We start from the raw sequence: 22,364 nt of genomic DNA, 5'->3' as shown, positions 1-22,364 counted from the left end.
TAATCACCTTATTTGCTAACGAAAATTACTCTCGTGTCGAGTATTTAAAAAATTTTTCATATAGTTAACTATTTGTTTTTACATTATTTTTAGTTGTTTAGAGTCGTCTTAATGATTTTCTTGATTTAATTTTGTTCGTTTAATAATTGATTAATATAAAACTGCCAACGCTCAACGATGGCTTGGCGTTCAGACAAGGCCATCTTGGGCTCAAAGATACGGTCTAACTGCCAACTTTCACCAATGCTAGTGTCATCATATAGCCCCACCGCTTGCCCTGCCAATAATGCCACCCCTTTTGCGGTACTCTCTGTGGTCGTCGGTCGCAGCACAGGGACATTGAGTATATCGGCTTGAAATTGCATTAAAATATTGTTATTGGCAGCGCCCCCATCCACGCGCAGTTCATGCAGTGGCACAGGGCTATCTTTTTGCATGGCGATTAACACATCATAAGCTTGTAGCGCAATCGCTTCTAAGGCGGCTCTAGCGATATGCGCTTTGCTAGTGCCACGTGTCAGCCCGATAAGTCTTGCGGTAGCATCTGCTCGCCAGTAAGGTGCGCCAAGCCCGGTAAAGGCAGGAATCAGGGTCACCCCTTGGCTATCTGGTACTTGCGCCGCCAAGGTTTCAATGTCCTCACTGCGCGCTATCATACCTAAGTTATCGCGTAACCACTGCACGATGGCACCTGCCATAAACACACTGCCTTCAAGCGCATATTGTGTTTGCGTGAGGCTTGTTTTTTTATGTCGTTGTAAATTTTGTAAAGGTTTTAACAAGTTGGGCAATTTACCTGAAGGTTCATGACGGTTAGATTGACGAGTGTGATTTGCCTCTGTGGTTTGCCAAGCGACGGTGGTGAGTAATTGCTGATGACTGACACAGGGCTTATCGCCGGTATTCATTAATAAAAAACAGCCCGTGCCATAGGTGGATTTTGCCATGCCTGCCCGGTTACAGCCCTGCCCATACAAGGCGGCTTGCTGATCGCCTAGCACTGCCGTGACTGGGATTTGTTTGCCAAACATCCCTTGTTTGGTGACCCCAAAATCGCCATCTGATGGCTTGATGGTAGGTAACATGGTTTTGGGAATATCAAATAAATCCAATAACTCCTCAGACCAGTCGCCTGTTTGCAAAGACATCAGCATGGTGCGTGACGCATTGGTGATATCAATGCTATGCTCGCCTGTCATGTTAAACAGTAGCCAACTATCCACAGTACCAAAAGCCAACTCACCTGCTAACGCTTGTTGGCGAAGCTTAGGGTTTTGGTTTAACAGCCATACAATTTTGCTGGCACTAAAATACGGATCTATACGTAATCCGGTAATTTGCTGGATTTTGGCATCAAAGCCTTTATCACGCCAGTCTCTGCACCACTGATGGGTACGTCTATCTTGCCAGACAATGGCGGGGGCGACAGGCTTACCCGTCTTTTTATGCCAAATTATGGTGGTCTCACGTTGGTTGGTGATACCGATGGCTGAAATATCTGTCGCCAATAATCCTGCTTTGGCAATCACTTCTTGGGCGGTACTAATTTGGGTTTGCCAGATGTCATTGGCATTTTGCTCGATAAACCCGGATTTTGGGGTGATGATATTAAGCGGTTTTTGGGCAATGGCGATGAGGGTTAATTGGTTATCAAAGATGATACTGCGGCTTGAGGTAGTGCCCTGATCCAGCGCTAAAATAAATCCGTTTTCTGTTTTAGCCATGTTGTTGTCTCAAACGATTGTGTTAAGCTTCAATATATTATCTTAGCAAATACTTACCCATCAACTTTTATATTACTGCGGCTGAAACCTTAAGGCAACGATTCGCGAAAAATAGCCATTGATTTTATCAACAAAAAACCACATCATACGGATACTTTATTACTACTTACCAAAACCTATCTGTTAACTATAAGTGATCCTAAAGCTTAGACTTCAGACCCTAAGCACTGTCACTCTAACTGTCATTGTTGATCTTTCCCACTACCGCTTTTTAATGCGTTGATGAAACTTGTTTTATGAAAAATACCTTTGCAAAATCTGTTCGTACTACCCCTGTGACCTCAAAATCCTCTTCTATCATTACCGATACCATCAAATCTGACAATTTACAGCCTGTTGCAATCTCGCAGTTGCGCCGTTATACCGACCCAGCGACCTTGCCAACAGATAGCAACCATACCAAAACGCTTGAGATTGGCTTTGGGCAAGAGCGCGCCTGTAAAGCGATTGCCACTGCACTTGATATCAATGCCAATGGTTATCATATCTTTGCTGCAGGTGAAAACGGACTGGGCAAACGCACCTTAATCACTCGCCTGCTACAAGCACACGCCAAACAAAAACCCACGCCCAATGACTGGGTGTATGTGCATAATTTTGTTGATGCGCGCACCCCGATTGCGCTTGACCTTCCTGCTGGCATGGGCAAGCAATTAGCGGAAGATGTCAAAACCTTTTGGCTAACCACCAAACGTCAGCTCAATCAGCGTTTTCGCAGTGAGCACTATCAAAGTAAAGTAGAAGCCATAAAGAATGAAATTAGCCTTCGTGAAGAACAGGTCTATCATGCGCTGCATGAAGAAGGCAAACAGTATTCACTTGCATTGGCGCTGCGACCTTCAGACAATAAACCGATTTTTATCAAATCTGATTTTAGTGACAACCGAGCCGATGGCAATGACAATGACAATGACAGTTACAATGATATTGAGCCAAGCGATGGTTATTTATCAATCAAACCTGCTAATAAATTGGGTCGCCAAAAAGCCAGTGGCAAAGCGCCAGTTTTACCACTTAAAGCCAATCAAACCTCTAGCACCACAACTAGCACATCTAGTAATACCTCGAGCGCAACCAATCAAGCCAGCTTTGGTTTAACCCCAAAATCGCCGTATGTTGCCAATTATCAAGATAAGAACCATATGCAAAAACGCTTGAGCCAATTGACCGTTGAGCTTGAGCAAATTGAAGATGAAGCCAATCAGACCCTACAAGCGCTACACCATTCATTGACTCGGCGTACCTTAAAACCTCTGATGGAGCCGTTATTTGACAAGTATCAAGACTTACCAAAGGTTCGTAAGTATTTGCAAGACGTGCATGACGATATCGTCAATCATGTAGAACGAATCATCAATGAAGATGATGAAGAGTTTTTGCCCAGCCATTTTTCGCCATTGCCAGCGCGCTATTTTGTCAATGTGATTGCCAGCCATGCGCCCGATCAAGGCGCACCGATTGTATTTGAAGACTTACCCACCCATTTAAATTTACTCGGTCATGTCGAGCAAATTACCCATTTGGGTACCGTGTCAACGGATGTCAGTCTGATTCGCGCCGGTTCACTGCACCGTGCGAATGGTGGTTATTTGGTGCTTGAAGCAACTAATTTGCTTGAATATCCGTATGCGTGGCAAGGTCTCAAACGCGCACTACAAAGCCGCCAAATCAAAATGTCGAGCCTTGAGCAAATGCTGACACTGACCGGCAGTATTAGCCTTGAGCCACAACCGATTAAGCTTGATGTGAAAGTTATTTTACTCGGTGAGCCAGACTTATATTATGACCTGCTAGATTTTGAGCCTGAATTTAATGCCGTATTCAAAATCCGTGCAGATTTTCACGATCGCGTGGTACGCAGTCACGCCAATGAACAAGCGATGACAGCCAAAATTGCTGATATGATAAGCAAATACCAATTGCTAACGTTTGATAACACCGCGTTGGCGTGTTTATTGGATTATCTCAGCGAGCAAGCAGAAGACCAGCATGAGTTAAGCCTACATGGGGATAGATTGGCGCAGCTATTACTCGAAGCCAATCGGCATGCGGTCATCAATCAATCAGAGCTTAGCCCTGCAAGCACAGTGACCGCTAGCCATGTCCGTCAAGCCATTGATGATATTCGTCACCGCTCGGGCTATTTACGGCAATTGTTCTGGCAAGAATTAGAAAAAGGGCAACAGCTGATTAGCACCCAAGGCAAAGCGATTGGTCAAATCAATGCGCTAACGGTCATCAGCTACGCAGATAGTGAGTTTGGCATGCCTGCGCGATTAACAGCGTCAGTGCACCACAGTGCCGCGCACGCCGACATTGTTGATATCGAGCGCGATGTGGATTTAGGCGGCTCTATCCATGCCAAAGGTGTGCTGATTATGAGCAGTTACTTAAAAGCACTGTTTGCAGAAGACCACACGCTCAACTTTACTGCATCGCTGGCTTTTGAACAAAGTTATGGCGGTATCGATGGCGATAGCGCGACAGTAGCCGAAACCTGCGCGCTGCTGTCTGCCCTATCGCAAACCCCGATTAATCAAAGCTTGGCGGTTACAGGATCGATGAACCAATTTGGTCAAGTCCAAGCGGTCGGCGGCGTCAATGCCAAAATCGCCGGGTTTTATGATGCGTGTGTCGAGCAAGGTTTGACGGGTAAACAAGGGGTGATTGTACCCAAAGCCAATTTGGCGCAATTGATGCTACGTCAAGATATCATCGATAGCGTGACGGCAGGTAAATTTACCATCTATGCCGTAGAGCATGTCAATGAAGCCATGTATCTATTGACGGGTCTGGCGCCGGATGAGATGACCAAAAAAGGCAAGTATCGTAAAAATACCGTTTATGGTCGTATTTATGAACGCTTAGAAGCTTGGGAAGAAAAAGACGCAGATGACAAAGAATAACGCCTCATTGGGTTATTGTTTATCGCTGATAACTTGCTTGCTCTATATCAAGCAATGTTTGCTTAATCTCGATCCCACCGGTGTAACCGCCCAATTTGCCATCGCTGGCAATCACGCGATGGCAAGGAATGATGAGACTTAGTGGGTTGCGGCCATTGGCCTGCGCGACTGCGCGAAAGCCTTTGGGATTATCCACTTGTAGCGCAAGCTGTGCATAGCTGATTGTTTGACCGTAAGGGATTTGTCGTAATGCTTGCCATACTTTTTGCTGAAAAGGTGTGCCTGTGTAAATGCCGATGGGCATATCAAATACTTGTCGCTGACCTGCCTGATACTCCTTTAGCTGGGTAATGGTCTCTACTAGCACTTTTGCATCGGCATCAATCGAGTGACTTAACGCTACCGAATTCATGACGGCTACTTTTGCCTTGTGCTTAGCTAATAGGTCATGGGTCTTTTGCGTATGCCAATCGAGCGCAATCAAACAGCCTTGGTGCGCCACAAGCGTCACGGTTGGCAAATTTTTCGCAAGTTGATAAGACGTCATTATCATGTTATTCATCTTTTTCAAATAGCGCTTTGACAAAATCATCGGCTTGAAATGGGCGCAAATCATCAATTTTTTCACCCACGCCAATAAAACGAATCGGCACATTGGTATTTTCAGCGATATTAAATACCACGCCGCCTTTTGCCGTACCATCCAATTTGGTCACGGTCACGCCTGTCAGTGGCACTGCTTCATTGAAGATTTCTACTTGATTTAGGGCATTTTGTCCTGTACCGGCGTCGAGCACAATCATGGATTCATGCGGCGCTGTCGGATCGGCTTTTTGCATGACGCGAATCACTTTTTTCAGCTCTTCCATTAAATTAGTTTTATTTTGTAGACGCCCTGCAGTATCGGCAATCAGTACGTCAATGCCACGGGCTTTGGCAGATTGAATGGCATCAAAAATCACCGAGGCACTGTCTGAGCCATGACCTTGGGCGACAACAGGGATATTATTGCGCTCCCCCCAAACTTGCAATTGCTCGGTGGCTGCTGCACGGAACGTATCACCCGCTGCTAACATCACTGATTTTCCTTCACCTTGCAGACGTTTGGCAAGTTTACCGATGGTGGTGGTTTTACCTACGCCATTGACCCCAACGACCAAGATAACAAACGGTTTTGTGCTAGCATCCACCACCAGCGGTGCAACTTTGGGTGTCAAGATATCGGTTAGTTCTTTTTGTAGCGCTTTATACAGTGAATGTGAATAAATCAAATCACCGCGGGCAGTGGCTTCGGTCAAGTTTTTGATAATGCGATTGGTGGCATTCACACCGATGTCGGCGACCAACAGTTGGTCTTCGACTTCTTCTAGTAGTTCATCATCAATTTCTTTACCACCAATCAAAATATTGGTTAAGCCTTCGGTCAAGTTTTTACGACTTTTTGACAAGCCTTGCTTCATGCGGCTAAACCAGCCGCCTTTTTGTTCAGGTTCTGCGGTTGGCGCAGCCGTATTGGCAGATGGCTGCTGTGTGGGTGCAGGCTGACCTTGGTGTTGGCTCTGCGGTATTGGTGACACAGATTGGGGTGTCACGGGTGCTTGCAGCGTTGACGTTTGGGCGGCTTCAGCGATACGCGGCGTTTCAATAATTGGCACATCTTGCACAGGCAGATTGGGCATCGTAGCATCATCAAAATTAGTTGGTTGGTTATTAAAATTAATTACCACCTTATTAGAAGCATTGTTATTAAATTGGTTGCTACTCATATCATCGCCTATGGTTAAATTTGTCATTAAAATATCGAGATGTATAAAATTATAACAGTGTTTGTTCGCAGTTTGAAATAAACATGCTGTCAACCCCTTAAACCCATAGGATGTGTGGTATGGGAAAAAACTGTCAGCTCACAGCTTGTTGCACTAAAAATTTGCAGGTGGTATTTAGTCATACTTAATCGTGCAATGGCCTTTCAAATAGCAATCAATGTCAACATCCGTTATCATGGTTTATCTTTTATAATGCCCGCAAACCCCATTGCTCCACAATCAGAAAAACCAGATTAAAGACTAAAAGTTAAAGAGAAACTATGTTAAACCGAAACCCTGTGTCAAAGCCTACATTTTTTAACCTTACTATCCTTGCTGCCACCCTGACCTATGCGCTCAGTGTATCAGGTTGCAGCACTGCGCAGACCATCGCAGCCAAAACCATGCCGACCAAAACTACCTCGACTGTAGCCAATACGCCTAATAAATCCCACCCAACTGCTAACGCGGTAACTGATACAACCCAGCAAACGCCAAGCCCCACAGATTTTGACAGCGATAAGGCAGCAACGCGCCATGAATATACGCTGGCTAATGGCTTAAAGGTGATTATCAAAGAAGATCACCGTTCCCCTGTGGTGATAAGCCAAGTATGGTATCGCGTGGGTGCCGCGGATGAACCCACTAACTTAGGCGGTATGTCGCATTTGCTTGAGCATATGATGTTTAAGGGGACAAAAGACGTGTCCTCAGCAGATTTTGAACGCCTTATTGCCAAATTTGGCGGTAGCAATAATGCTTTTACCAGCTATGACTACACTGCATATTATGAAATTTTCCCTGCCAATCGCTTAGCCCTCGCCCTAGAGCTTGAAGCCGATCGGATGACCCATTTACAGCTAAAGAACAGCGACTTTACCGCTGAGCGCCAAGTGGTGATGGAAGAGCGCCGCCAGCGTACCGATGACAACCCAAACGCCCGCGCCTATGAGCAGTTTAGCAAAATGGCTTATCCGAACAGCCCCAAAGGAGAATCGGTCATTGGTCCCATGGCAGAAATCGAATCCATTGGGTTAAACGACTTAACCGATTGGTATAGAACATGGTATGCACCCAACAATGCGACCTTAGTAATCGTGGGCGATGTCAATCCGACAGACACCATCAATGAAGTCAAAAAATACTTTGCCGATAAAAAACCGCAAACCCTGCCAACGCGCCCCAGTGTGATACAGCCAGGCTTTCGTGGTTATCAAGAAAAAACCACCCAATTACCCGTGCAAGTACCTATGGTCATGATGGCGTTTAACGTGCCTACGCTTACCACAGCAAAAGACCCCAAAACCGCCTATAGTCTATCGCTACTAGCCGATGTGCTCGATGGCGGTCTATCTGCGCGCCTAGAAAAACGCCTAGTACGGGAAAAACAGCTACTAGCCTCAGTCGGCAGTGGTTACAATGCCTTTAGTCGGGGCGATGGGCTATTTTTAATCCAAGCCACCCCGCGGGATGGCGTGACGCTTGCCCAAGCCAAACAAGCAATCATTGCTGAGATTGACGCGCTTAAAACCCAACCGATTGCACAAAGTGAACTGACCCGTGCCAAAACCAACACCATGACCAGCTTAATTTATAGCCAAGACAGTATCAGCGGACAAGCGCAGATGATTGGCAGTCTAAACAGCATTGGGCTTGATGATCGGATGGTGTTTAACCTACCCAAAATCTTAGATAGCATCACAGAAAGTGACTTACACGCTGCCGCTAGCAAATATTTGGTTAACAACAATTTAACCGTGCTCAATGTGGTGAAAGAAAACAAACCCAATAAATAACTATAAAACCAGTAACTTAACTTATGCTGACTTAAATTGCCCAAATGGCGGTTAGACTATCCTTAGAATTTTGAGAAAAAAAATGAAACCACGCTTAGCTAAAATCTTATTACTAATGACCACCATTGCCTCGCAAGCGGGCCATGCTGAACCTGCCACCTATAGCGATGCTCACAGTAGTGGCAATATTGACCCCACCGCACCCATTGCCGCTTTAGACAAATTAACCAGCCTAAAAACCACAGCGCCGTTAAACGTGACATTACCAAATATCATCCACTTTACGACGGATTCGGGTACCCCAGTCGCTTTGGTACAAACCCATCATTTACCGATTGTGGATGTCAGTGTGTATTTTAATGCGGGCTCAGCTCGTGATGAAGCCATTAAAAAAGGCGGTTTTGGGATTGCCAGTCTGACCGCAAGTATGCTCGATCAGGGCACACGCCATAAAAGCGAAGATGAGATTGCCGAGACCAGTGAGCAGCTTGGGATTGATTTATCTGCCCGGGCTTATAAAGATATGTTTATTGTGAGTTTGCGCAGTCTATCCGATGAAGCGCGTTTATCCCCTGCGCTTGGTTTAATGAGCGATATGATGACCCAGCCTACGTTTCCGAACAAAAATTTTGAACGTACCAAAGCCCAGTATCTAATCAGCCTACAACAGGCCAAAGAAGACCCCGATAGCATCGCAAGCAAAGCCTTTGCTGAGGCACTTTATGGCAATCATCCCTACGCCCACCCCACCCAAGGCACAGAAGACAGCATTGCCAAAATTAATGCCAACCATCTCAAAGCTTTTAGCCAGCAGTTTTTGGTGGCGAAGAACGCGAATATTGCCATTACAGGCGATATCAGTCTTGAGCGCGCGCGCGCGCTTGCCAATCAGCTAACCGCTCAAATGCCTGTTGGCACAGCTGCCCCAAAGCTTGCCGATGCTAAGCCTTTGAGCGCCGCTAAAACGATTCATATCCCATTTGACAGCACCCAAACCACCGTATTGATGGGGCAATTGGGTCAAAAACGCGTGGTGGATAGCTTAGGCTTGCAGCATCAAACCAACTTTGCCATTGCCGATGAAATCGTCGGGGGCGGCAATTTTCAAGCCAGATTGATGGAAGACATCCGTAAAAAACGCGGGCTCACCTATGGCATTTATAGCAGCACCACGCCGATGCTTGCCCAAGGTAGCTATACCATTAGCTTTTCTACCCGTAACCAAAAGTCGCAAGAGGCGATTGAGGCGACCAAGCAAGTCATCAAAAATACCCTAGAAAAAGGGGTAACGCCAAACGAATTGGCTTTAACCAAAGACAGTCTAATCAACAGTTTTCCCACCAGCTTTGCTAGTAATGCCGCCATGAATGCCACGATTGGTATGATGGGGTTTTATCAGCTGCCAGATAGTTACTTAACCGATTACGTGACGCGCGTGCAGCGCCCCGACCTTACCGCTGTCAATCAAAGCTATAAAGACCTCATTGACCCTAACAAGTTTTTGATTGTAACGGTTGGTAACGCCACGCCAAACACAACAACCGCAACAAAAATCGCTAAATAGCCCATGTTAAAGGTTAACGGGTTAACAGTTGCGATAGGTTAAAAACGGCAGGGTGATGAGCTTGAGCTATGGCTTGCGCCCCATTTTCGAAAGCCTTGCGTATCAAGATGCACCGAGCCTGTCGGATACAAACCAAGTCCAAAACTATAGGCTTGCCCGTTGGATTGCCAAAACTGGCAAAGCCCATCAAAGGTGCTTTCTATCGCCCATTTATTGGCTTCGTTTTCAGGTATCCAAATATCAATCGCGCCATTGGTCATGTGCTTACTCTCACCCGCACCGCCCGCGCAATCATTTAATGCAGGGTTACGATACACGGAGCGTATCACTGTCGAATACGGCAAATAACCTTGTTTTTGCAGTTGCTGCAGCATTTGCAGGGTGGGCACGATATTTTGCCATAGTGATGCAGGCGGCACTTCATACGGCTCAAAACCGCAGCGGCGCGCATCTCTGGCACTCGTGATTAACTGATCCATCGGCGGAATGGTGCCTAATTGGCTTTGCAAATAATTTTGATAAGCTAACACTTCTGATTGCTGGTAACTGTGGCTAGCTAACCAATCTTTAAAATCTGCATCATTGGTATAGACAACGTTACTATTGTATCGTGTGCTATTTTTGAGTGCGCCATAATCTGTTGTAGGTCGGGTTGTGTTTTGACGGTTGAGAATAAGACCGCGCATATTATCAGTCTGTGTCACGGTGGTATTTTTAGGGTTTGGCTGGGTTTGACGAACGATGGTCGTAGTCGGTTTTCGATTATCCATGGGTGTGACGGGATGATTACAGGCGATAAGCAATGTCATTATCATCCCTGAGCCAACAATGCCTGTTAAAATCTTGGTTTTGGTATTCTGAGTCTTGGTAGTATTGATATTCTTGGTGTTGGCACTCTCGGGCTTGGCATACTTTGCTGTTTGCGCGTTGTCTTCGATAATGGTTGGTTTATTTTTGGTCTTGTTTTGATGTGTCATGGACTGCCTATTCACGTTTCGTCAAAATGGAAAAACACCACGGACTTATGAGCAACTGTCAAAAAAGTAGGCTTGATATGTTTAGGTAATCATGCCTACTTGATAATTGTTTTCACTTAGCTTAATTTTTACTTAATAGTTATGTTCACTTCATAATTAAGCTTAATTAATCGCTCACTTAATATAGTGACTTATTTCTATGAAACAAGTGTTATAAACTATTACATTATTAAGACTACCAAAATCACATTAAGCCATATAAACTATTGAGCCTATTTTTGTGTCTTTTTACAGACTTATTGTCACCGGGTTAATTTGATGTTTGGTGTGTATGGTAGATAAGATTGGACAGTACCGTTTTTCTAGGCAAGCTCATCACTTTGGTAATGACAGTATACCCTCCTTTTGGCAGCGCGTGCATTTAGACCCTTGGTTGCTGATGCTATTGTTTGTCACGGCTTTGTTCGGTTTAGCCATTTTATATAGTGCCTCTGCTCAAGACATGGGGATGGTCATCCGTCAAACCATTAGTTTTACCATCGCGTTTGTGGTAATGATTGTGATGGCGCAAATCCCGCCCAGTCTTTACCGTGATTTTACCCCGTTTTTTTATGTGGGTGGCGTGGGATTACTGATACTGGTCAAAATTATTGGTGAGGTGCGTCTGGGTGCGCAGCGCTGGATTGATATTCCTGGGTTTGGTAGTGTGCAGCCGTCAGAATTTATGAAGCTGGGTATGCCCATGCTTACTGCTTGGTTTTTATCCAAACGTGACTTGCCGCCAAGTTTATCGACAGTGCTTATTACGCTGGTGGCGATTGTTATTCCGGTGCTGCTAATTGCTGAACAGCCCGACTTGGGTACTTCTTTATTGGTGGCATCTAGTGGCTTATTTGTGCTGTTCTTATCGGGTTTACCTTGGTGGATGATTGGCTCTGCGGTGGCGCTGTTTATTCCCTTTGTTTTTGTGGCTTGGGAATACCTGCTACACGACTACCAGCGCAGACGCGTCCTGACTTTGCTAGACCCTGAAAGCGATGCCTTGGGGGCTGGATGGAATATCATGCAGTCAAAAACCGCGATTGGCTCAGGGGGACTCACAGGTAAAGGCTACCTACAAGGCACACAATCTCATCTACACTTTTTACCAGAAGGTCACACTGATTTTATTATTGCGGCTTTTTCTGAGGAGTTTGGCTTAATCGGTGTCAGTTTACTGATGTTCCTGTATTTTTGTATTCTATGCCGCGCCTTATTTATTGCTTACTCTAATACCGCTGTCTATAGCAAATTACTCTCTGGCGCGATTGCCATGTCATTTTTTGTGTATGTGTTTGTGAATGCCGGCATGGTGGCAGGTATTTTGCCAGTTGTCGGCGTTCCTTTGCCATTTATCAGCTACGGCGGTACTGCTTTAATTACTTTGATGGCAGGATTTGGTTTAGTGATGTCAATTGCCTCGCATAATGTTAAATAACCGTCAGACTATCTTGGAAACTATTTTGTTTGTAAATAGGCTATTTATAAACGATTCTTTATGTAACTATTTATGTAACTTGGTATTTTTAAATGTAAAAAAAGTAAAAAAGTTAGCATAAAAGATATCTTTTTTATGAGTAGTTTTAAACAATTATGATGGTAAAACTTAATAATTTTTACCGTTTATCTATTTTTTTATACCTTTTATCTAAATAAATCGTGATTTTAATCGCGTAATTGCTTATTGTGGGTCATCAGGATTGAACAATTACATACCGAAACAAAGTAAAATTTGTAAACTAATTGTTAAATCTAATAAATTTTCTTGGTGCCCTATAAGCGATTTGTATGCATGACGTATAAAGTAAAGGCTTATTGGCTCCCAAATATGAGGCGCTCATTGTAAAGAGCGATTGTTCAGAGGTCATTATGTCAAAGCGTCAATCGAATTTAGCTAATGTAACGACGTTACTTTGCTTTTGTGGCGTAACGGCGATTAGCTCAACTACCCAAGCAGCCACGAGCAATTTAGATCACGTACTTAATGAGTTAACCCGCCAGCACAACAATGCATCAGACTTAGTCAAATCAGCCCGCCAACCTCGTAACCTTGCCTTAGACAGCCAACTTATCAGCCAAGACACTTCACAAGCTAGCAAAGATTCAGACGTGTTAGAGCGTCTTTCTGCCGTTGCATCAAACACAGTCAATCGCTTTAGCCAAACGGGTGTCGCGTCTTGGTATGGTCGTCAATTTCAAGGTCGTAAAACTGCTAGCGGTGATACTTTTGATGCCAATTCATTGACCGCGGCGCATCGCTCATTGCCAATGAACTGTTATATCAAAGTAACCAACAAATCAAACGGTAAAAGCGTTGTGGTAAAAGTCAATGACCGCGGTCCGTTTTCAAGCCATCGCGTATTAGATTTATCGTATGCCGCCGCCAAACAAATTGGCTTAGCAAGCACGGGCACAGGCAACGTTGTTATTGAGCGTGTGGCCGGTCCAAACTAATGTTAGTTGACTAGCAGCTTTTAGGCTTAATATCAGCTTTTAGACGACTATCAGCCTATCAGCACAAAAAAAAGCATGAAATTGATTCATGCTTTTTTAATTGCCTTAACAATACTACCGCGCCAAATACTTGGTCATATCTTCAATACCATGCAAGGTCATTGGGTACATATGACCTTGCATGGTATCTTTGATTAAACCGATGGTCTGCGTGTATTGCCAGTAGCTTGGTGTTTCAGGGTTGAGCCATGCGACTTTATCAAAGTGGTTAGTGATACGTTTTAGCCACGCCTGTCCCGTATCTTGGCTCATATACTCGACGCTGCCGCCGACAGATAACAACTCATAAGGCGACATTGCGGCATCACCGACAAAAATCACCCGATAATCACTGCCATATTTGTGTAGCACATCCAATGTGGGCACCGCACTGGCGTTACGGCGGGCATTTTCTGTCCAAACATATTCATACACACAGTTATGAAAATAAAAAAATTCAAGCGTCTTAAACTCGTTTTTAGCGGCAGCAAATAAGCGCTCACAGGCTTCGATATAGCTATCCATGCTACCACCGATATCAAATAGCATGAGCACTTTGACACGATTACGGCGTTCGGGACGCAGTTGCACATCAAGCATCCCTTTTTGCGCGGTTTTCTTGATGGTTGAGTCAATATCAAGCTCATCAGCCGCCCCATCACGGGCGAATTTACGCAGTTTTCGCAGTGCCATCTGCATGGATCGGGTTTCTAGCTGGTTATCCGTATCCAAATCGCGGTATTTGCGCTGCTCCCACACCTTGACCGCGCTGCGTTTTCGGCTTTCACCCCCTACTCGTACACCTTCAGGATGGTCGCCATACGCACCAAATGGCGATGAGCCGCCTGTACCGACCCATTTGCTACCGCCTTGGTGTCGCTCTTTTTGTTCTTTTAGGCGTTCCTCTAGGGCTTGCATGAGTGCTTCAAGCGAACCATATTTTTTGAGTAGGCGTCGCTCGGCTTCGGTGAGATTGTTGGGGTCAAGTTTAAGTTCCAGCCATTCTTTGGGGATATTACCCAATTTTGCCATCAGCTCGTCCATGTCGAGTGTATCAATACCGTCAAAATAATCCGCCATGGCACGGTCAAATTTATCAAAGTATTTTTCGTCTTTGACCATACATAGGCGAATCAGCTCGTAGAATTGTTCACGGTCGGCAAACACAATGCCTGTTTCTAGCAAAGCATAAAGATCTAGCAATTCCCGGGTGGAAACTGGCACGCCATAAGTGCGTAAGGTATAAAATAAATTAAGAAACACTTTTTTTACTCAATTTTTAATTTTCTGTTTGCTTTCTTTCATCGCTTGTAAAATATTATCTATAAATTCTTCTCGTCTTTGATTAACATCATTCTGCACTATTTGCTTTAGTAAACTTAATAAAATAGATTCTTCTAAAAACTCTGGTTGGCTAAACCAAGTTGGGTTTCTACCTTGATTTGGATAGCCAACATAATTTTTATCTCCATTCCAACGAATTGCCAACTCTCTAAAATTATTACTTTCTCTTCTGCCCCAAATGGCTGAAAAATCTCCATTGTCGAATAAATCTAAAACGTCTTCCCAAATTTTGGGTCTTACTTCTGAAACGCTTGGCATAGTCAAAATCCTATTTTAATCAAATTTATTTAAATTTTTTAAGATAATACAATCAGCGATTTAACCGAAGCATAAAGCCTATACGTTCAAGTAAGCTCAAGTCATTTTCATTTTTGAGTAACGCCCCCGCCATGGGTGGTAAGTTATCGCTTGGATTTTTCAACCGCTCAATCGCATTTTGACTGCCCGCTTGCAACTCATCTGCCATGAGCAAACTAATCCAATCTACCAATTCAGAAGTGGATGGCGGTTTTTTTAAGCCTTTGACTTCTCGTAGACCGTAGAACACCTTGAGCGCTTCATCTACCAATTCTGTTTGTAGATTGGGGAAATGCACATCCACAATTTCGCGCATGGTTGCTTGGTCAGGAAAATCAATATAATGAAAAAAGCAACGACGCAAGAAGGCATCAGGCAGTTCTTTTTCATTGTTTGATGTGATAATAACGACGGGACGATGATCGGCGGTAATCGTTTCGCCAGTTTCATACACATAAAACGACATTTTATCAAGCTCATGCAGCAAGTCGTTGGGGAACTCGATATCTGCTTTATCAATCTCATCAATGAGCAGTACCACACGCTCAGGACTGGTAAATGCTTGCCATAGCTTGCCTGCCTTGATGTAGTTGGCAATATCATACACGCGGTCATCACCCAATTGACTATCGCGCAAGCGTGATACCGCATCGTACTCATACAAGCCTTGTTCGGCTTTGGTGGTTGATTTGATGTGCCAAGTTAAAAGTGGCATACCTAAACTTTTTGCCACTTCTTCAGCCAGTAGCGTTTTACCCGTGCCAGGTTCCCCTTTGATGAGTAACGGTTTTTGCAATTGAATCGCAGCGTTGACGGCAAGCTTTAAGTTGTCAGTGGCGATATAACTATCGGTGCTTTTAAAACTGCTTTGGGTCACGCTATTTTGGATGGCAGCATTTGGCTGATGGTCAGACATAAAAAAACCTATGATAATCGTCAAAAATGAGTTTCAGACTATCATAAGTTTTAGCGAAAGTTAAGCTATAAGTAAAAGGTTAAGCGGTAAAAGATTAAGCTATAAAAATTCAAGCCGTAACAGCTTGTTGGCTTATCACTATCATAACTTAGCGGCTAGGCTGGCTGATATTGGCGTTATTTAGCGCATTTTTTTTGTTGGTTTTATCGATGCCCATTCGAAGAATTTGCCAAATAAAACCCAAAATACAGCCCACTGTAATGACAACCATAATTGGTAGCAACCCATTAAAGATAATTGCTGGATCTTTGAGTAAAATCCCATAAATCACTGAAATACTCGCTGGTGCGATGTCAGGCGGGGTGCCAAGGGAAGTGGTTGGCGTGAGCAAAATCGCAAATAGAATAATCCAACTCAAACCTGCAAGCGTTTTTGGCAAAATCCGTACCACTAAAATCCAAAGCAGTAATACGACAATGGAAAATCCTACATAGGCATATAGGGGTAATTTGTCTGGCGGCACACCTTGAACCAGCTGCGCCCACCAAATGATGATTTCGCCTAGCACATTACCGATTTGGTCGAGTGATAAAAATGCAAACATAATTTTGCCTTGCCAAAAATAGATAGATTATTTTAGCATGATTCAAATCATTTGGTTAAAATTTTGCTACTGCCACTTGTTCTGCTGCGCTTCTGCCATATTCAATTTTGCTTGGCGTAACAGCACATCTTCAGGCGGCATTTGCACAAAATATCCCTGACTTTGCAGTTTTTCTAACACTTCTGCTTTATTAACTCGTGCAAGCTTTGGCGTATTCGCCAAATCCAAATGCATCAAAAAGGTTTCGCGCCCAATCGCTTGACGAAAATCCTTAGGCAGCACTGACAACCAGTCACGAATCTCATCCGTGTCGTTGGGATAATCTGGGCGAGCAATGTACACATACAGGTCATCTTTTTTGCTAAATTTATAAATATCGCAATGCATCATACAACTCTATTCTTACTGTAAAATTTAAAGTGCCTCTATCATACCATAAAATAGTATGTCTGGAATTGCACTCCTTTTGCTATTAGCTTGGGCATGTTAGATGTAGCTCATAAAAAAAAGAGCAACTAGGATAATTGCTCTTTTGGTGATAAAAGCTACTGATAAATTTACTCTTTATAAAAGCTAATTAATGATGTTCAGTATCGGCAATCTGCGCTTGTGCCAACGCAGATAAGGCGGCTTTTAACATCGCTGATACGGTGCTTGAGCAAGTGCCAATACCTGAATAAATCTCACCTTCAATATTCAACTGTAAGTAAGCAACGGCATTGGCATCACTGTTGTTTTGGGTGAGCGGGCTTTGACTTTCAACCGTTAACGCATGCTCTGCATAGTTGATAACGTGAATATTTTTGTTCAATTTGGCAGAGATGGCATTGATAAAGGCAGACAACGGGCCATTACCATTACCGACGACCTCTATAATATCATCCCCCATGCGCACAGAGCCTGTAAAGCTTACTGAGCCAGCGGTGTTTTTGATTTCATAATCTTGCAATGCCAAAGTAGATTGGTTTAAATAGGTGTTTTCAAACACGCTAATAACATCATCTGATGTCAATTCTGTCTGGCGGCTCTCGGCCTCCTGCTGAATGACACGGCTAAAGTCAATTTGCGTCCAACGTGGCAAATGAAAACCAAAGTCACGTTGCAAGATATAAGCAACACCGCCTTTACCTGACTGGCTATTGATACGCACGACATCCTGATAGCCGCGTCCGATATGAGCAGGGTCAATCGGCAAATATGCCACATCCCATAAGCCTTGGGTGGTTTCGGCATTTTGCTCGTTATAATCTAACGATTTTTTAATGGCATCTTGGTGCGAGCCACTAAAAGCGGTAAATACCAATTCGCCCACATAAGGATGGCGTGGATGAATCGGCAACTGATTGCACTCACTCACTACTTGGGCGATTTCGCTCATGTTACTAAAATCAAGCTGTGGGTCTACGCCTTGGCTATACATATTCATCGCCATAACCATGATGTCCATGTTGCCTGTGCGCTCGCCATTGCCAAAAAGCGTGCCTTCAATACGGTCAGCCCCTGCCATCAAACCCAACTCACTGGCAGCCACGGCACAGCCACGGTCATTGTGGGTGTGAAGACTCACAATCACATGCTCACGCATGGGTAAGTTTTGGCAAAAATATTCAATCTGATCGGCATAAATATTGGGTGTTGAGCTTTCTACGGTTGATGGCAAGTTAAAGATTACCTTCTGACCTAAGTCCGGGCGCCAAACTTTACACACCTCATCACAGATTTTGACCGAAAAATCGACCTCGGTTTGTGAGAAACTTTCAGGAGAATATTCAAAAATCCATTCGGTTTCAGGGTAATCTTTCGCCAAATCACGCAACAATGTCGCGCCTTCAACCGCAATCGCAATGATGTCATCATAATCTTTTTGATACACTTTTTCGCGTTGCACTTTTGAGGTTGAGTTATACACGTGGACGATGGCACGTTTGGCACCCTTTAACGACTCAAAGGTACGGCGAATCAAATGCTCGCGTGCCTGCACCAATACTTGCAAGGTCACATCGTCGGGTACGTGTCCGCCTTCGATCAATTTGCGGGTAAAGTCATACTCGACCTGCGCCGCTGAGGGAAAACCAATCTCAATTTCTTTGAAACCCACTTGCACCAACAAATCAAAGAAGCGCATTTTTTGTTCAATGCTCATCGGCTCAATCAAGGCTTGGTTACCATCTCGCAAATCCACCGACGTCCATATGGGCGCTTTGGTGATCGTTTTATCGGGCCAAGTACGCTGGGTCATCTTTGGTGCAAACGCAAAGGGTTGGTATTTTTTATGATTAAAAGCCGCGTTTTTGGGTTGTATCGACATGCTAATGCTCCACATTTAATTTTGCTTAAAATTCTATAATAAAATTATACCCATTTTTTTGTAGTTGAAGTAACTAAATTTTGCTATAAAAAACATAGAATTTGATATTTATGGCTACTATAATTATAGTATTTAGTTAAAATCACTAATTTTGAGAGTTTACCATGGCTTCATTAGATAAAATAGACAGACAAATTTTAGCGCTATTAAGAGAAAATGCCCGCATGAGTAACCTTGAATTGGCAGAAAGCGTAAACTTAAGCCCTACCCCCTGTGCGCGCAGAGTCAAGCAATTAGAAGATGCCGGTGTTATCACGGGTTATAGTGTCACCACCGACCCTAGAAAATTAGGTTATCAACTGTCAGTCTATATTGCCATTAGCATGGATAAACATACGGCAGAACGCTTTAGCAATTTTGAAAAAAAACTACGAGAATTTCCTGAAGTGGTAAGCTGTAGTATTGTGACAGGGCGCAGCGAAGACTATCTTATCAAAGCTTTGGTCAAAGATATGGCGCATTATGAAGAATTTTTATTGCATCGTCTAAACCGTATCGAAGGTATCGCACAAGTGCATACCAGTTTTGAATTACGAGAGGTATTCTCTCTTCCCATTATCACAGATACTATATGATGCTGTATTTAGCGTATAAAAAAAGATACCCACGAAGGAGTATCTTTTTTAGTAATTGACTGAAGTTAGAAACGGTAAGTTGCACCGATTTTAGCGATTGGGTACCATTTTGAATAATTTGAATCATCCAAATCTTGTTGTAAATCAGATTTTAAACGATTATTGTCAAATTTTGCAATTTCTTCACCATTGGCATTTAGAACTCGTGTGTTAGCATCAGTAACTTTTAAGCCACCAGTATAAGCTGCACCGATTTCGCCAAATACACCAAAGTTATTAGTGATATTAGGACGGAAACCAATAGTTAAGTATGGGTTCATAGTGTTTTTGTTTTCAGCTGACGCTTCAATGTTACCATAGTAAGTGTTACCATTGATGTTAACTGGTTTGGTTTCAGTCGCTTGTTTTTTCAAGGTGATTTCGTTGTCACCAAAAATCGTACCAACACCAACAGTGAACCAATTTCCAGCTGGGCGTAAATTTACACCAATATATGGGTTGCTTGAATCTGTTTCTAAGTCATATTCAACATCTTCAATTTCGATGGTGTCTTTTAAATCACCAATATCGCCGCCAGCCCAACCAACTACAAGCTCAGTTTTATCATTTAAACCCCAACCAATATTGGCACCATAACCTAAGGTACCTACTTCGGCACTGATAGCAGCAGGATGTGTTACGGTATCAAAAAACGTTCTAGTACCAGTAACCAATTGAGTTGTTGTGTTTTTTACTACACCTAAGTTTGGATCGTAGGTGGTAGTAGATACGGCAACAGGCTGTGCAACAATTTGTTGATCAACAACGACAGTTTCAGCAAAAGCAGAAGTTGCGATTAAAGCAGCAGGAATAGCAGCTAGTTTCAAAACTTTCATATAAATCTCCTAAGGACAGGATAAGGTAAATTTACCATTTCTCTTAAAAATCTAAAAGACTTTCAAGCGATGAATGACATATAAAGAAAAAGTAAATTAGTTGACATATTTTGTTACGTTTCTCTTAGGTATATTAAAACGTAATTTTTCAGCAATGTCTTTTAATTTTGTATAACTTTTCTATATGTTTATGTAATTACATAGGATGAAGTGTAATATTTTATCAAAAATGTTGCTTTTTTAAAAGACTTAAGTTGATGTTGCAATTAACAGAATGACTTTTATGTTAATTTTTTTTACAATACGCCTATCGAGAGATGCTGCAGCTCAAGGTTCGCTTAATTTATATTTGCTTGCCTGCGCTAGGCTCGTTTTTTGTATTTTAACCAAAATAAATCCAAAATAAATAACCGCATCTGCGTTTTTACTTTAACTTTTTTTACTAGTTATTAAGGAGTGGACGCAGTGTCCCTGTCTATCAATTCTACCGATTCAAATTTTTCTGATTATAAAGTTGCCGATATTAGCCTTGCCGACTACGGTCGCAAAGAAATCAAACTGGCGGAAACTGAAATGCCTGCTTTGATTGGCTTACGCCAACGCTACCAAGCCGAGCAGCCTTTAAAAGGCGCCAAGATTGTGGGCTGTATCCACATGACCATCCAAACTGCTGTCCTCATTGAAACGCTCGTGGCGCTGGGTGCTGAAGTACGCTGGACTTCTTGTAATATTTTTTCAACCCAAGACCATGCTGCTGCCGCTATCGCAGCAGCCGGTATTCCTGTATTTGCTTGGAAAGGCGAAACTGAGGAAGAATACGAATGGTGTCTTCGCCAGCAGATTTTTGAAGGCGGTGAAGCCACGGGCAAGCTGTGGGATGCCAATATTATTTTAGATGATGGCGGTGACTTGACGGCGCTGATTCATAGCGACTACCCGCAAATGCTCGACAACATTCACGGTATCTCAGAAGAGACAACAACAGGGGTACATCGTCTAATTGAAATGCTCAATGCACGCACGCTAAAAGTACCCGCCATTAATGTCAATGACGCAGTGACCAAATCAAAAAATGATAACAAATATGGCTGTCGCCATAGCCTAAACGATGCCATCAAACGTGGTACCGATATGCTTTTAGCAGGTCGTCGTGCACTTGTTATCGGTTATGGCGATGTGGGTAAAGGTTCTGCGCAAAGCCTACGGCAAGAAGGCATGGTAGTACGAGTGACGGAAGCTGATCCAATTTGTGGTATGCAAGCTTGTATGGATGGCTATGAATTGGTCTCGCCATTTGTGGAAGGTGACCCTGCCAAAGGTGTCAACAACACCCTTATGCAAGATACTGACTTGGTGGTCACTACCACTGGTAACTACCATGTCTGTAATAGCGATATGCTAAAAGCCTTAAAAGCCACCGCAGTGGTTTGTAATATTGGTCACTTTGATACTGAGATTGATACCCAGTTTATGCGTGACAACTGGAAATGGGTGGAAGTGAAGCCTCAAGTACACCAAGTGTATCGATCAGACGATGAAAACGATTACTTGCTTTTATTGTCGGAAGGTCGTTTGGTGAATTTGGGCAATGCCACAGGTCATCCCTCACGTATTATGGATGGTTCTTTTGCCAACCAAGTATTGGCGCAAATGCACTTATTTAAAGAAAAATTTGCTGATTTGCCGGCGGACAAAAAAGCGGATAATTTATATGTCAAAGTATTGCCCAAAAAACTTGATGAAGAAGTGGCAGCAGCCATGGTCGCAGGCTTTAACGGGGTACTGACTAAATTGACGCAGCAACAAGCCGATTATATCGGTGTGCCAGTTGAAGGTCCATTCAAACCTGATAGCTATAAATACTAATAGCTATAACTACTATTTGTTAAAGGTTTAATCAAAGTCATGCCCATGTGCATGACTTTTTTATGCAGTTTAACTCAATATTTATGCCAAAAAATTCAATTTTTTTACTGTTATACCCGTTATAATGGTGCTATTTTTTATCATTTTGGATACTT

The 22,364-nt window shown here is 43.4% G+C and carries 18 protein-coding genes; 7 read left to right on the top strand and 11 right to left on the bottom strand.

What is annotated here, in order from left to right:
* Window positions 1–125: 125 nt before the first annotated feature.
* Window positions 126–1,724, bottom strand: coding sequence for a glycerol kinase GlpK (glpK, locus tag ACAM39_RS04305; RefSeq protein ID WP_369628336.1), 1,599 nt, complete (start codon window positions 1,722–1,724; stop codon window positions 126–128).
* Between the two features lie 296 nt (window positions 1,725–2,020).
* Between glpK and ACAM39_RS04300 the strand changes: the two genes are divergently transcribed.
* The gene (locus tag ACAM39_RS04300) at window positions 2,021–4,690 is read left to right on the top strand and encodes an AAA family ATPase (protein ID WP_369628335.1); all 2,670 of its coding nucleotides are present in this window, start codon (window positions 2,021–2,023) and stop codon (window positions 4,688–4,690) included.
* A gap of 19 nt (window positions 4,691–4,709) precedes the next feature.
* On the opposite strand, the gene ACAM39_RS04295 is transcribed toward ACAM39_RS04300, so the two are convergent.
* Together ACAM39_RS04295 and ftsY are read right to left on the bottom strand one after the other, a co-directional pair.
* On the bottom strand, window positions 4,710–5,243 hold the full coding sequence (locus tag ACAM39_RS04295; RefSeq protein ID WP_369628334.1) for a methylated-DNA--[protein]-cysteine S-methyltransferase: 534 nt from the start codon (window positions 5,241–5,243) through the stop codon (window positions 4,710–4,712).
* 1 nt (window position 5,244) lies between these two features.
* Window positions 5,245–6,456, bottom strand: a complete 1,212-nt coding sequence (gene ftsY / locus ACAM39_RS04290) for a signal recognition particle-docking protein FtsY (protein WP_472828241.1) — start codon at window positions 6,454–6,456, stop codon at window positions 5,245–5,247.
* A 320-nt stretch (window positions 6,457–6,776) separates the two neighbouring features.
* Between ftsY and ACAM39_RS04285 the strand changes: the two genes are divergently transcribed.
* A complete protein-coding gene (locus ACAM39_RS04285) occupies window positions 6,777–8,291 on the top strand; it encodes a M16 family metallopeptidase (RefSeq protein WP_369628333.1) in 1,515 nt (504 codons plus the stop codon).
* 82 nt (window positions 8,292–8,373) lie between these two features.
* Entirely contained in the window at window positions 8,374–9,855 is a 1,482-nt protein-coding gene (locus ACAM39_RS04280) for a M16 family metallopeptidase (RefSeq protein ID WP_369628332.1), read from the top strand.
* Window positions 9,856–9,893: 38 nt separating this feature from the next.
* On the opposite strand, the gene ACAM39_RS04275 is transcribed toward ACAM39_RS04280, so the two are convergent.
* The gene (locus ACAM39_RS04275; protein WP_369628331.1) at window positions 9,894–10,832 is read right to left on the bottom strand and encodes a D-Ala-D-Ala carboxypeptidase family metallohydrolase; all 939 of its coding nucleotides are present in this window, start codon (window positions 10,830–10,832) and stop codon (window positions 9,894–9,896) included.
* A 331-nt stretch (window positions 10,833–11,163) separates the two neighbouring features.
* On the opposite strand from ACAM39_RS04275, the gene rodA reads away from it, so the two are divergent.
* Complete coding sequence (rodA, locus tag ACAM39_RS04270; protein WP_309594479.1) at window positions 11,164–12,309, top strand: rod shape-determining protein RodA; 1,146 nt, start codon at window positions 11,164–11,166, stop codon at window positions 12,307–12,309.
* 431 nt (window positions 12,310–12,740) lie between these two features.
* Entirely contained in the window at window positions 12,741–13,325 is a 585-nt protein-coding gene (locus ACAM39_RS04265; protein WP_369628330.1) for a septal ring lytic transglycosylase RlpA family protein, read from the top strand.
* 114 nt (window positions 13,326–13,439) lie between these two features.
* Here the strand turns inward: ACAM39_RS04265 and ACAM39_RS04260 are convergent, their stop codons facing one another.
* The 6 genes from ACAM39_RS04260 to leuA form a co-directional block, all read right to left on the bottom strand.
* Window positions 13,440–14,627 (bottom strand): vWA domain-containing protein, encoded by a 1,188-nt coding sequence (locus tag ACAM39_RS04260; RefSeq protein ID WP_369628329.1) that lies wholly within the window; start codon window positions 14,625–14,627, stop codon window positions 13,440–13,442.
* Window positions 14,628–14,636: 9 nt separating this feature from the next.
* A complete protein-coding gene (locus ACAM39_RS04255) occupies window positions 14,637–14,966 on the bottom strand; it encodes a hypothetical protein (protein WP_369628328.1) in 330 nt (109 codons plus the stop codon).
* Window positions 14,967–15,018: 52 nt separating this feature from the next.
* Window positions 15,019–15,921: an AAA family ATPase gene (locus tag ACAM39_RS04250; RefSeq protein WP_369628327.1), complete on the bottom strand. Its 903-nt coding sequence runs from the start codon at window positions 15,919–15,921 to the stop codon at window positions 15,019–15,021.
* 148 nt (window positions 15,922–16,069) lie between these two features.
* Complete coding sequence (locus tag ACAM39_RS04245) at window positions 16,070–16,525, bottom strand: resolvase (RefSeq protein ID WP_369628326.1); 456 nt, start codon at window positions 16,523–16,525, stop codon at window positions 16,070–16,072.
* A gap of 66 nt (window positions 16,526–16,591) precedes the next feature.
* Window positions 16,592–16,912: a YcgL domain-containing protein gene (locus ACAM39_RS04240; protein ID WP_128678142.1), complete on the bottom strand. Its 321-nt coding sequence runs from the start codon at window positions 16,910–16,912 to the stop codon at window positions 16,592–16,594.
* Between the two features lie 190 nt (window positions 16,913–17,102).
* Window positions 17,103–18,833, bottom strand: coding sequence for a 2-isopropylmalate synthase (gene leuA, locus ACAM39_RS04235; protein ID WP_369628325.1), 1,731 nt, complete (start codon window positions 18,831–18,833; stop codon window positions 17,103–17,105).
* Window positions 18,834–18,997: 164 nt separating this feature from the next.
* Here leuA and ACAM39_RS04230 point away from each other — a divergent pair, with 164 nt between their 5' ends.
* Window positions 18,998–19,468, top strand: a complete 471-nt coding sequence (locus tag ACAM39_RS04230; RefSeq protein ID WP_036601597.1) for an Lrp/AsnC family transcriptional regulator — start codon at window positions 18,998–19,000, stop codon at window positions 19,466–19,468.
* 65 nt (window positions 19,469–19,533) lie between these two features.
* Here ACAM39_RS04230 and ACAM39_RS04225 read toward each other — a convergent pair whose 3' ends face one another.
* Window positions 19,534–20,343, bottom strand: coding sequence for a hypothetical protein (locus ACAM39_RS04225; RefSeq protein ID WP_369628324.1), 810 nt, complete (start codon window positions 20,341–20,343; stop codon window positions 19,534–19,536).
* A gap of 477 nt (window positions 20,344–20,820) precedes the next feature.
* Between ACAM39_RS04225 and ahcY the strand changes: the two genes are divergently transcribed.
* On the top strand, window positions 20,821–22,209 hold the full coding sequence (ahcY, locus tag ACAM39_RS04220; RefSeq protein ID WP_369628572.1) for an adenosylhomocysteinase: 1,389 nt from the start codon (window positions 20,821–20,823) through the stop codon (window positions 22,207–22,209).
* The last annotated feature ends 155 nt before the right edge of the window (window positions 22,210–22,364 follow it).

This window comes from Moraxella sp. K02 (assembly GCF_041154755.1).
GTDB lineage: Bacteria > Pseudomonadota > Gammaproteobacteria > Pseudomonadales > Moraxellaceae > Faucicola.
The sequence above is the reverse complement of the archived record's forward strand: the minus strand, read 5'-3'. Positions and strand labels throughout refer to the sequence as shown.

Excerpts from the sequence above, each read along its gene's own strand:
- ACAM39_RS04225 (WP_369628324.1), bottom strand. The coding sequence starts at position 20,343 with ATGAAAGTTTTGAAACTAGCTGCTATTCCTGCTGCTTTAATCGCAACT.
- rodA (WP_309594479.1), top strand. The coding sequence starts at position 11,164 with ATGGTAGATAAGATTGGACAGTACCGTTTTTCTAGGCAAGCTCATCAC.
- leuA (WP_369628325.1), bottom strand. The coding sequence starts at position 18,833 with ATGTCGATACAACCCAAAAACGCGGCTTTTAATCATAAAAAATACCAA.
- ACAM39_RS04300 (WP_369628335.1), top strand. The coding sequence starts at position 2,021 with ATGAAAAATACCTTTGCAAAATCTGTTCGTACTACCCCTGTGACCTCA.
- ftsY (WP_472828241.1), bottom strand. The coding sequence starts at position 6,456 with ATGAGTAGCAACCAATTTAATAACAATGCTTCTAATAAGGTGGTAATT.
- ACAM39_RS04255 (WP_369628328.1), bottom strand. The coding sequence starts at position 14,966 with ATGCCAAGCGTTTCAGAAGTAAGACCCAAAATTTGGGAAGACGTTTTA.
- ACAM39_RS04285 (WP_369628333.1), top strand. The coding sequence starts at position 6,777 with ATGTTAAACCGAAACCCTGTGTCAAAGCCTACATTTTTTAACCTTACT.
- ACAM39_RS04275 (WP_369628331.1), bottom strand. The coding sequence starts at position 10,832 with ATGACACATCAAAACAAGACCAAAAATAAACCAACCATTATCGAAGAC.
- ACAM39_RS04265 (WP_369628330.1), top strand. The coding sequence starts at position 12,741 with ATGTCAAAGCGTCAATCGAATTTAGCTAATGTAACGACGTTACTTTGC.
- ACAM39_RS04250 (WP_369628327.1), bottom strand. The coding sequence starts at position 15,921 with ATGTCTGACCATCAGCCAAATGCTGCCATCCAAAATAGCGTGACCCAA.
- ACAM39_RS04240 (WP_128678142.1), bottom strand. The coding sequence starts at position 16,912 with ATGCATTGCGATATTTATAAATTTAGCAAAAAAGATGACCTGTATGTG.
- ACAM39_RS04230 (WP_036601597.1), top strand. The coding sequence starts at position 18,998 with ATGGCTTCATTAGATAAAATAGACAGACAAATTTTAGCGCTATTAAGA.
- glpK (WP_369628336.1), bottom strand. The coding sequence starts at position 1,724 with ATGGCTAAAACAGAAAACGGATTTATTTTAGCGCTGGATCAGGGCACT.
- ACAM39_RS04245 (WP_369628326.1), bottom strand. The coding sequence starts at position 16,525 with ATGTTTGCATTTTTATCACTCGACCAAATCGGTAATGTGCTAGGCGAA.
- ACAM39_RS04280 (WP_369628332.1), top strand. The coding sequence starts at position 8,374 with ATGAAACCACGCTTAGCTAAAATCTTATTACTAATGACCACCATTGCC.
- ACAM39_RS04295 (WP_369628334.1), bottom strand. The coding sequence starts at position 5,243 with ATGATAATGACGTCTTATCAACTTGCGAAAAATTTGCCAACCGTGACG.